This window comes from Bradyrhizobium sp., from assembly GCF_027451485.1.
GTDB lineage: Bacteria > Pseudomonadota > Alphaproteobacteria > Rhizobiales > Xanthobacteraceae > Bradyrhizobium.
On record NZ_DAIDJE010000084.1, the window covers coordinates 1 to 7,695 of the forward strand.

The 7,695-nt window shown below is 61.9% G+C and carries 6 protein-coding genes; 3 read left to right on the top strand and 3 right to left on the bottom strand.

Annotation, left to right across the window (positions count from 1 at the left end; all coding sequences use genetic code 11):
* Positions 1-341, top strand: a 341-nt coding sequence (locus NEZ08_RS11425) for a group II intron maturase-specific domain-containing protein (RefSeq protein ID WP_298106896.1), incomplete at its 5' end; no start/stop codon positions are given.
* 102 nt (positions 342-443) lie between these two features.
* Here NEZ08_RS11425 and frc read toward each other — a convergent pair.
* The 3 genes from frc to NEZ08_RS11440 all read right to left on the bottom strand — a co-directional run bounded on the left by frc (position 444) and on the right by NEZ08_RS11440 (position 4,294).
* Entirely contained in the window at positions 444-1,721 is a 1,278-nt protein-coding gene (gene frc / locus NEZ08_RS11430) for a formyl-CoA transferase (RefSeq protein WP_298106898.1), read from the bottom strand.
* Between the two features lie 57 nt (positions 1,722-1,778).
* Positions 1,779-3,518, bottom strand: coding sequence for an oxalyl-CoA decarboxylase (gene oxc / locus NEZ08_RS11435; RefSeq protein WP_298106899.1), 1,740 nt, complete (start codon positions 3,516-3,518; stop codon positions 1,779-1,781).
* An 83-nt stretch (positions 3,519-3,601) separates the two neighbouring features.
* Positions 3,602-4,294, bottom strand: coding sequence for a GntR family transcriptional regulator (locus NEZ08_RS11440; RefSeq protein WP_298106900.1), 693 nt, complete (start codon positions 4,292-4,294; stop codon positions 3,602-3,604).
* Between the two features lie 316 nt (positions 4,295-4,610).
* On the opposite strand from NEZ08_RS11440, the gene NEZ08_RS11445 reads away from it, so the two are divergent.
* Positions 4,611-6,740 carry an acetate--CoA ligase family protein gene (locus tag NEZ08_RS11445; RefSeq protein WP_298106901.1) on the top strand — a complete coding sequence of 710 codons (2,130 nt, stop codon included), beginning with the start codon at positions 4,611-4,613 and terminating at the stop codon, positions 6,738-6,740.
* Positions 6,741-6,979: 239 nt separating this feature from the next.
* Positions 6,980-7,695: IclR family transcriptional regulator (locus tag NEZ08_RS11450; protein ID WP_298106902.1), on the top strand; the 716-nt coding region annotated here is incomplete at its 3' end.

The following is a 7,695-nucleotide window of genomic DNA, read 5'->3' on the forward strand; positions in this document are numbered from 1 at the left end:
TGACCCGGCGTAGCGCCGGACGAAGTCTCGCGCAGATATGCAAAGCGTTAGGAAAGTATCTGACAGGATGGAAAGGCTACTTCCGCTTGGCCGAGACACCCGGCGTCTTTGCCGACATCGACGGCTGGGTCCGCCACCGCCTCCGGGCGGTACAACTCAAGCACTGGAAACGGGGTAAGGTCATCTATCGCGAGCTGCTTGCTCGCGGCACACCTCACGACGTGGCCAGACGAGTTGCCGCCAACAGCCGCCGCTGGTGGCACAACTCCGCGATGGCGCTCAATAAGGCGCTGCCAAACGATCTCTTCAGAAAGCTGGGAGTTCCGTCCCTGACAAGCTAACCTCAACCCATCGAACCGCCCGGTGCGGATCCGCATGCCGGGTGGTGTGGCAGGGGACGCGGATGACCTCCGCGCCCCTATGCCGATTTTGGAGGGCCTCGATTACTCGGCCGCTACCTTTTGGGGCGGGTCGAGCGCGCCCGAATCGTGGATTTCTTTCACCTGATGGTCGGAGAAGCCGAGCACCTGACGCAAGATCTCGTCGGTGTGTTCGCCGAGCAGCGGAGAGCGCTTCACCTCGGCCGGCGAGTCCGAGAGCTTGATCGGGTTGCCGACTGACAGGTACTTGCCGCGGGTGGGGTGATCCACCTCGACCACGGTTCCCGTGGCGCGCAGCGACTGATCCTCAGCAAGTTCCTTCATCGACAGGATCGGACCGCAGGGAATATCGAACTTGTTGAGGATGTCCATCGCCTCGAACTTGCTCTTGGTCATCGTCCACTGCTCGATGCGGGCGAAGATCTCGTTCAGGCGCGGCAGCCGGGCCGCCGGCTTGGCGTAGTCGGGATGGGTCTTCCAGGTGGGCTCGCCGATCACATCGCAGATCTTCTCCCAGACCGGCGCCTGGGTGATGAAGTAGATGTAGGCGTTGGGATCGGTTTCCCAGCCCTTGCACTTCAGGATGCGGCCCGGTTGACCGCCGCCGGAATCATTGCCGGCGCGCGGCACGGCGTCGCCGAACGGAACGCCTTCGCCGAACTGGCTGTATTCCTTGAGCGGACCGTGGGCGAGGCGCTGCTGGTCGCGCAGCTTGACGCGGCAGAGATTGAGCACACCGTCCTGCATGGCCGCGGTGACGCGCTGGCCCTTGCCGCTGTGGGTGCGCTGGTAGAGCGCGGTGACGATGCCGAGCGCCAGATGCAGGCCGGTGCCGCTGTCGCCGATCTGCGCGCCGGTCACGAGCGGCACGTCGTCGCGAAAGCCCGTGGTTGAGGCAGCGCCGCCGGTACATTGCGCGACGTTCTCATAGACCTTGCAGTCTTCATACGGGCCGGGACCAAAGCCCTTGATCGACGCCACGATCATCTTCGGGTTGATGCTCTGGATCTTCTCCCAGGGAAAGCCCATGCGATCGAGTACGCCGGGACCGAAATTCTCGACCAGCACGTCGCAGGACTTGATCAGCGCGGTCAACACCTCCTTGCCCTTCGGGTTCTTGGTGTCGAGCGTGATCGATCGCTTGTTGTGGTTGAGCATGGTGAAATACAGGCTGTCCACGTTCGGGATGTCCTGCAATTGCCCGCGCGTGATGTCGCCGACGCCGGGGCGCTCGACCTTGATCACATCTGCACCGAACCAGGCCAGCAACTGCGTGCAGGTCGGTCCGGATTGAACGTGGGTGAAATCGAGAATTCGAACGCCTTTCAGCGCCTTTGTCATCGTATTACTCCTTGGAATTTACTCTCCCGTGCGCGGGAGCGTTTGGACCCTGTCGCCTTATTTCTTCTTGAGAGCGCTTTGTGGATTGAGATTGCCGATGCGTCCGCTCTCGGAGCCCGCAGCCGGATCGATCACGGCATTGATTAGCGTCGGTTTGCCGGAATCCATCGCTGCATTCACGGCGCGCTTGAGTTCATCCGGTGTCGTCACATTGACGCCGACGCCGCCGAACGCCTCCATCATCTTGTCGTAGCGGGCGCCCGCGACGAAAAGCGTGGTCGCGGGGTCGCTGCCGCCGCTCTTGTTGACGTCGGTGCCGCGATAGATGCCGTTGTTGTTGAAGATGACGATGCAGACCGGCAGGTTGTAGCGGCAGATCGTCTCGACCTCCATGCCGGAAAAGCCGAAGGCGCTGTCGCCCTCGATGGCAAGCACGGGATGACCGGTTTCGACGGTCGCCGCGATCGCCTGGCCCATGCCGATGCCCATCACGCCCCAAGTGCCGACATCGAGCCGTTTGCGCGGCTTGTAGAGGTCGATCACGCCGCGCGTCAGGTCGAGCGCGTTGGCGCCCTCATTGACGAGGATGGCGTCCGGCCGTTCCTTGACGATGGTGCGCAGCACGCCGAGTGCGCCGTGATAATCCATCGGCGAATTGTTGTTCATCAGGCGCGGCGCCATCTTGGCAACGTTCTCTTCGCGCTTGGCGCTGATCTTCTGTACCCATTCAGCCGGCGCGGAAGTCCAGTTACTGCCCATCGCCGCGAGCAGCGAGGAGACGCAGGAGCCGATATCGCCGACCAGGGGCGCGACGATCTCGACGTTGGAGTCCATTTCCTTGGGCTCGATGTCGATCTGGATGAATTTCTTCGGAGCTTCGCCCCAGCTCTTGCCCTTGCCGTGCGACAACAGCCAGTTGAGGCGGGCGCCGATCAGCATTACCACGTCGGCTTCCTTCAGCACGGTGGAGCGCGCAGCACCCGCGCACAGCGGATGCAGATCGGGCAGCAGGCCCTTGGCCATGCTCATCGGCAGGAACGGCACGCCGCTCTTTTCGACGAGGCTGCGGATTTCGTCATCGGCCTGCGCGTAGGCCGCGCCCTTGCCGAGAATGATGAGCGGACGCTTCGCACCCTTCAGCACGTCAAGCGCGCGCTTGACCGCGGCAGGGGCGGGGATCTGGCTGGGGGCCGCGTCGATCACCTTGACCAGCGACTTGCGGCCGGCCTCGGCATCCATCACCTGGCCGAACAGCTTTGCCGGAAGATCGAGATAGACACCGCCGGGACGCCCGGAGACCGCGGCGCGGATGGCGCGGGCGATACCGATGCCGATGTCCTGGGCGTGCAGTACGCGGTAAGCCGCCTTGCAGAGCGGCTTTGCGACCGCGAGCTGATCCATCTCTTCATAGTCGCCCTGTTGCAGGTCGACGATCTCGCGTTCCGACGAGCCCGAGATCAGGATCATCGGGAAGCAGTTGGTGGTAGCGTGCGCCAGCGCGGTCAGACCGTTGAGGAAGCCGGGCGCCGACACGGTAAGGCAGATGCCGGGTTTCTTGGTCAGGTAGCCGGCGATCGCAGCAGCGTAACCGGCACTCTGTTCATGGCGGAACGAGAGCACGCGAATGCCTTCTTCCTGCGCCATCCGCCCGAAGTCGGTGATCGGAATGCCCGGCACGCCGTAAATCGTCTTGATATCGTTGAGCTTGAGTGCGTCGATGATCAGGTGAAAGCCATCCGTCAATTCCTGTTCGGCCGCGGCGGCTTTGGCATCGATGCTCTGTACTACTGCGGACATTCCGCTTCTCCTTGGTCGTTTTCTAAGAGGGACGAGTTCGTCCCCCGATTGGTTCGCGCGACGCGCGATAGGTGATCGATGCGCTAGAAAAGCTCTTTGCCGTGGGCTTCGACAAAAGCCGCAAGGCCGAGCGTGTGGTCCCGCGCCAGCCTTTCGGCCAGTTCGGTGTCACGTTGTTCGAGAGCGTCGATGATGGCCATGTGCTCGGGCAGGGATGCCGCGATGCGTTCGGTGCGTCCGATGGTCAATTGCCGATACCCGCGGACATGCAACAGGATCTCGTTCGTCATGTCGACCAGCGTCGGCGACTCGCTGAGCGCGATCAGCGCCTGGTGGAAGGCGATGTTGGCCTTCGAGTATTCCTCGATGTGATGCTCCGGCAGGCGATCCTTGCCGAAATCCCGGAAGAAGTCGCGCAGCGCCGAAATGTCCTTCTTGCGCGCGGTGGTCGTGATCAATCGCGCCGCCATGCTCTCGAGCGCGGCCCAGGCGCGGATCATGTCGACGATCTCGCTCTTGGTGCGGCGGACGACCACGATGCCGCGGCGCGGAACGGTCTTGACGAAACCGTCCTGCTCCAGCATCGCGATCGCCTCGCGAATAGGAGTGCGGCTGACGCCGAGCCGTTCGGAAAGTGCGCGCTCGTCGAGCATGACCGGCTCCGGCGTCGCATAGATGTCCATCTTCAGGATGGCATCCTTGAGCGCCTCATATGCCTTGTTCTTGAAGCTTGTCTCCGGCACGATCCGGACTACGGCAATGTCTGCGTCGGCCATGTCATTGTTGCCCTGGTTGATTGATCGGTGCGCCGTTGGTGTATCTTATAATTAGGAACCAGAACCGAATAATTTTTGGCATGCCAAATGCCAGAATGTCAAGTTGCCCCTGTTTTCAGCATTTCCGTGACTTGACAAGTTCGTTTCTGGCATACCAAATGCCATGCGAACCAATTTACGCGGCCCGGTCAAGCTGTAATGAAGATGGGCTGGCGTCGCCGTCAGCTGAAGAGCCAATGAGTGCAATGCCAGCAACGTTGCCGAAGCCGGCACGTGGTGGCTGTGTGCCCGAGAATTGAAGTCAAGGAGGAAGCTAATGTCGAATTCCAAAGATGCGGTCCGCAAGGTCCTCGATGCCGTAAAGGCGGACAAGCGCACCAGTCTGACGGCGCCGGAAGGCAAGCTGGTCTGTGATGCCTACGGGATCCCGGTTCCGAAAGAAGGCGTCGCCAAGTCGGCGGCCGAGGCGGCCACCATCGCATCCGGCATGGGCTTCCCGGTGGTGATGAAGATCGTCTCGCCCGACATTCTCCACAAGACCGAGGCCGGGGGCGTCGTGGTCGGCGTCAAGACCGCCGAGGACGTCCAGAAGAACTACGACACCATTCTGGCGAACGCCAAGAAGTACAAGGCCGACGCCAAGATCGAAGGCATCCAGATCCAGCAGATGCTGGGCGGCGGCACCGAAGTCATCGTCGGCTCGATCACCGACGGTTCGTTCGGCAAGCTCGTGGCGTTCGGTCTCGGGGGCGTGCTGGTCGAAGTCCTCAAGGACGTTACTTTCCGTCTCGCACCGGCGACCAAGGAAGACGCCTTCTCGATGCTGGACGGCATCCAGGCCCACGAAATGTTGAAGGGCGTGCGCGGCGGCGATCCGGTCAGCCGTGAGGCGCTCGCCGACGTCATCGTCAAGGTGTCGCAGCTCGTCAGCGATTTCCCTGAAATCGTCGAGCTCGATCTCAATCCGGTCTTTGCGACCAAGAAGGATGCTATCGCCGCCGACGTGCGCATCGTCGTCGACTTCAATTACAAGCCGCGCGAGAAGCCGCGTCCGACCGAAGAGATCGTGGCCGCGATGAACCGGATCATGCAGCCGAAGGCAGTTGCGGTGATCGGCGCCTCGGCCGAAGACGGCAAGATCGGCAACTCCGTGATGAAGAACCTCATCAACGGCGGCTACAAGGGCGATATCTATCCAATCCACCCCAAGGCCGCCGAAATCCTCGGCTACAAGGCCTATAAGAGCGTCAAGGACGTGCCGGGCGTGATCGACGTCGCCGTGTTCGCGATCCCGGCGAAATTCGTCGCGGCCGCGCTCACCGAATGCGGCGAGAAGAAAATCCCGGGTGCCGTCCTGATCCCGTCGGGATTTGCGGAAGCCGGCCATCCCGAACTGCAGGCCGAGATCGTCGAAGTCGGCAAGAAGTACAATGTTCGCCTGATGGGGCCGAACATCTACGGTTTCTACTACACGCCCGCCAATCTCTGCGCGACCTTCTGCACCGCCTACGACGTCAAGGGCCACGCGGCGCTGTCGTCACAGTCCGGCGGCATTGGGATGGCCATCATCGGCTTCTCGCGTTCGGCCAAGATGGGCGTCTCGGCGATCGTCGGCCTCGGCAACAAGTCGGACATCGACGAGGACGATCTGCTCGCCTTCTTCGAGCAGGATCCGAACACCAACCTGATTGCCCAGCACTGCGAAGACTTGAAGGATGGCCGCGCCTTTGCGGAAGCCGCCAAGCGCGTCGCCAAGAAGAAGCCGGTGGTGGTGCTGAAGGCAGGCCGCACGTCGGCCGGTGCCAAGGCGGCATCCTCGCACACCGGCGCGCTCGCCGGTAACGACAAGATCTACGAGGACGTCTTCAAGCAGTCCGGCGTGATTCGCGCCCGCAGCTTGCGCCAGCTGCTCGAATTCGCCCGCGGCGTGCCGGTGCTGCCGACGCCGAAAGGCGAGAACGTGCTGATCATCACCGGCGCCGGCGGTTCGGGCGTGCTCCTGTCCGATGCGGTGGTGGACAACGGTCTGTCGCTGATGGCGATGCCGCCGGATCTGGATGCGGCCTTCCGCAAGTTCATCCCCCCGTTCGGCGCTGCCGGTAACCCGGTCGACATCACCGGCGGCGAGCCGCCGATCACCTACGTCAACACCGTGAAGCTCGGCCTGTCGGATGAGCGCATTCACGCGCTGATCCTCGGCTACTGGCACACGATCGTGACGCCGCCGATGGTGTTTGCGCGCAACATGGTCGAGGTGAAGAAGGAGATGGAAGCGAAAGGCTTCGTAAAGCCGATCGTCGCTTCGCTCGCCGGCGACATCGAGGTCGAGGAAGCCGCCGAATATCTCTATCAGCACGGCATTCCAGCCTATGCCTACTCGACGGAAATTCCGGTCGAGGTGCTTGCGGCCAAGTACAAATGGGCGCGCGGCGCGGGCCTTCTCTGAACAACGCAACATGCCGCTCCGGCCAAACCGGGGCGGCATTTTCCTAAATTGCCTGGCCCCGCTTGCGGGCGAGGTCTGATTGCATCGATGCTGCAATCCTGAACGTCACAAAACATATATTTGCGAGTGGTCACTTTGATTCCAACATTCGCAAAAGTACCTGCTGAAAACGGATGCGAATTTTAGAATCAGGCCGCTAGTGCGCTAACGGTCTGGCTTTACAGTCGATGCAGGTCGCGATGAAAAAGAACGTGATCCGGCGCAAAGCGATCGAACCGAGACCAGGCGCGGAGAGCGATGGCGACGCCAGAGACGGCGGCGTTCAATCGGTTGACCGTGCGCTCTCGATTATCGAGACGCTGGCCGAGGACGACGAGGGATATCGTCTCACGGACCTTGCCGTCCGGACCGGCCTGTCGACTTCGACTGCGCATCGGCTGCTGGCGACGCTGGAGAAACGCCGCTTTGTCCATTTCGATCGCTCCGAATCGAAGTGGCATGTCGGCGCGCAGAGCTTTTCCGTGGGTGCTACTTTCGCGCGCCGCCGCAATTTTGCGGCGCAGGCGATGCCCTATTTGCGCAAATTGCGCGACCAGACCCGCGAAACTGCCAATCTCGCCGTCGTCGACGATGAATCGATCATCGTGCTCACTCGCATCGAGAGCCGCGAGATCATGCGCTCGCTCACCAAGGTCGGCGGCCGGGTTGCGATGGTGGCGTCGGGCGTTGGCAAAGCGGTGCTCGCCACTTACGCCGACGAGGACGTCAATTCCATCATCTGCCGGCAGGGCATGCCGCGGCTCACGGAAAAGTCGATTGTGCGGCCGGGCGAACTGTTCAAGGAACTCGAAAAGATCCGGCGGGACGGTTACGCGGTTGACGACGAGGAAGCCCGGATGGGGCTTCGTTGCATCGCAGCCGTTGTCTACAACGATTGCAGCGAGCCCTTGGCTGC

Excerpts from the sequence above, each read along its gene's own strand:
- oxc (WP_298106899.1), bottom strand. The coding sequence starts at position 3,518 with ATGTCCGCAGTAGTACAGAGCATCGATGCCAAAGCCGCCGCGGCCGAA.
- NEZ08_RS11445 (WP_298106901.1), top strand. The coding sequence starts at position 4,611 with ATGTCGAATTCCAAAGATGCGGTCCGCAAGGTCCTCGATGCCGTAAAG.
- NEZ08_RS11440 (WP_298106900.1), bottom strand. The coding sequence starts at position 4,294 with ATGGCCGACGCAGACATTGCCGTAGTCCGGATCGTGCCGGAGACAAGC.
- frc (WP_298106898.1), bottom strand. The coding sequence starts at position 1,721 with ATGACAAAGGCGCTGAAAGGCGTTCGAATTCTCGATTTCACCCACGTT.